This window comes from Aerococcus agrisoli (assembly GCF_003797145.1).
GTDB lineage: Bacteria > Bacillota > Bacilli > Lactobacillales > Aerococcaceae > Aerococcus > Aerococcus agrisoli.
In genome coordinates this window covers 1-3,131 of sequence record NZ_RKMG01000059.1, presented here as the reverse complement: position 1 = coordinate 3,131, position 3,131 = coordinate 1, and the positions used below count along the sequence as shown (strand labels likewise).

The 3,131-nt window shown below is 49.1% G+C and carries 1 rRNA gene; it reads right to left on the bottom strand.

Features of this window, described 5'->3' with window-relative positions:
• Positions 1-70: 70 nt before the first annotated feature.
• Positions 71-2,974: ribosomal RNA gene (locus EF384_RS09400) — 23S ribosomal RNA — on the bottom strand.
• Between the last annotated feature and the right edge of the window lie 157 nt (positions 2,975-3,131).

Sequence of the window (3,131 nt, the reverse complement as noted above, 5' to 3'; positions counted from 1 at the left end):
TGAGCTTTGTTCGCTCAAAACTGAATCTGTAAGTCGTTAACCGTATTCCATCATACAATCTTAATATCCATTGGATAAGTCCTCGACCGATTAGTACTAGTCCGCTCCATACATCGCTGTACTTCCACTTCTAGCCTATCTACCTGATCGTCTCTCAGGGGTCTTACTATCTTAAAGATATGGGAAATCTCATCTTGAGGAGGGCTTCACGCTTAGATGCTTTCAGCGTTTATCCCATCCACACATAGCTACCCAGCGATGCTCTTGGCAGAACAACTGGTACACCAGCGGTGTGTCCATCCCGGTCCTCTCGTACTAAGGACAGCTCCTCTCAAATTTCCAACGCCCGCGACGGATAGGGACCGAACTGTCTCACGACGTTCTGAACCCAGCTCGCGTACCGCTTTAATGGGCGAACAGCCCAACCCTTGGGACCGACTTCAGCCCCAGGATGCGATGAGCCGACATCGAGGTGCCAAACCTCCCCGTCGATGTGAACTCTTGGGGGAGATAAGCCTGTTATCCCCAGGGTAGCTTTTATCCGTTGAGCGATGGCCCTTCCATGCGGAACCACCGGATCACTAAGCCCGACTTTCGTCCCTGCTCGACTTGTAGGTCTCGCAGTCAAGCTCCCTTCTGCCTTTACACTCTACGAATGATTTCCAACCATTCTGAGGGAACCTTTGGGCGCCTCCGTTACTCTTTAGGAGGCGACCGCCCCAGTCAAACTGCCCGACTGACACTGTCTCCCGACCGGATTACGGTCGCGGGTTAGAGTGGCCATGTCACAAGGGTAGTATCCCACCATTGCCTCCACCGAAACTAGCGTTCCGGTTTCAAAGGCTCCTACCTATCCTGTACATGTCACACAGACACTCAATATCAACCTGCAGTAAAGCTCCATGGGGTCTTTCCGTCCTGTCGCGGGTAACCAGCATCTTCACTGGTACTACAATTTCACCGAGTCTCTCGTTGAGACAGTGCCCAAATCGTTACGCCTTTCGTGCGGGTCAGAACTTACCTGACAAGGAATTTCGCTACCTTAGGACCGTTATAGTTACGGCCGCCGTTTACTGGGGCTTCAATTCGTACCTTCGCTAATGCTAAGCACTCCTCTTAACCTTCCAGCACCGGGCAGGCGTCAGCCCCTATACGTCATCTTTCGATTTTGCAGAGACCTGTGTTTTTGATAAACAGTCGCTTGGGCCTATTCACTGCGGCTGACCAAATGGTCAGCACCCCTTCTCCCGAAGTTACGGGGTTATTTTGCCGAGTTCCTTAACGAGAGTTCGCTCGCTCACCTTAGGATGCTCTCCTCGACTACCTGTGTCGGTTTGCGGTACGGGTTGTTTGTATCTAACTAGAAACTTTTCTTGGCAGTGTGACGTCAGCAGCTTCGGTACTATATTTCCCTCCTCATCACAGCTTGTCCTTAACACGAAGCATTTAACTCTGTGTCAGACTCACTGCTTGAACACGAATCCAATAACGTGCTCTGCTTAGCCTCCTGCGTCCTTCCTTTGGTCAAACAATACAAACAAGTACAGGAATCTCAACCTGTTGTCCATCGCCTACGCCTTTCGGCCTCGGCTTAGGTCCCGACTAACCCTGGGAGGACGAGCCTTCCCCAGGAAACCTTAGTCATACGGTGGACGGGATTCTCACCCGTCTTTCGCTACTCATACCGGCATTCTCACTTCTAAGCGCTCCACAAGTCCTCTCGATCTTGCTTCTCTGCCCTTAGAACGCTCTCCTACCATATCCATGCGGATATCCACAGCTTCGGTGTTCAGTTTAGCCCCGGTACATTTTCGGCGCAGGGTCACTCGACTAGTGAGCTATTACGCACTCTTTAAATGATGGCTGCTTCTGAGCCAACATCCTAGTTGTCTAAGCAACCCCACATCCTTTTCCACTTAACTGAAACTTTGGGACCTTAGCTGGTGGTCTGGGCTGTTTCCCTTTCAACTACGGATCTTATCACTCGCAGTTTGACTCCCGGATTAAAATATCTGGCATTCGGAGTTTATCAGATTTCGGTAATCCTAGATGGACCCCTAGATCAAACAGTGCTCTACCTCCAGTATTCATCATCCGAGGCTAGCCCTAAAGCTATTTCGGAGAGAACCAGCTATCTCCAAGTTCGATTGGAATTTCTCCGCTACCCACACGTCATCCCCGCCTTTTTCAACAGACGTGGGTTCGGGCCTCCAGTGCGTCTTACCGCACCTTCACCCTGCACATGGGTAGGTCACTTGGTTTCGGGTATACGACTACATACTCGACGCCCTATTCAGACTCGCTTTCGCTATGGCTCCGTTTCTTCAACTTAACCTTGCATGCAATCGTAACTCGCCGGTCCGTTCTACAAAAAGTACGCCATCACCCATTAACGGGCTCTGACTGCTTGTAAGCGCACGGTTTCAGGTACTATTTCACTCCCCTTCCGGGGTGCTTTTCACCTTTCCCTCACGGTACTGGTTCACTATCGGTCACTAGAGAGTATTTAGCCTTGGGAGATGGTCCTCCCGGATTCCGACGGAATTACACGTGTTCCGCCGTACTCAGGATACAGACTAGCGTCATTGATTTTTCGTCTACAGGATTGTCACCTTCTATGATTGGCCTTCCCATGCCATTCGACTAAATCGTTGACTACATATCGTCTGTCCTACAACCCCAAAGAGCAAGCTCTTTGGTTTGGGCTGTTTCCGTTTCGCTCGCCGCTACTCAGGAAATCGATTTTTCTTTCTCTTCCTACAGGTAATGAGATGTTTCAGTTCCCTGCGTCTTCCTCTAACTTTACTATTTATTCGTAAAGTAGTAATTGCCTATCAAAGCAATTGGGTTCCCCCATTCGGAAATCTCCGGATCAAAGCTTACTTACAGCTCCCCGAAGCATATCGGTGTTAGTCCCGTCCTTCATCGGCTTCTAGTGCCAAGGCATCCACCGTGCGCCCTTATTCACTTAACCATTGGTTAAGTTGTATGATCGCGAAAAGTAATTGCTTACTTTCTTTGGTTTGTTACTCTTGGTAAAAATTGGAATTTCTTATATTGATTACTCCTGGTAGAGATAATCAAATAAGAGGTTTATTACTTACAGTATTCAGTTTTCAAAGAACAAAGTT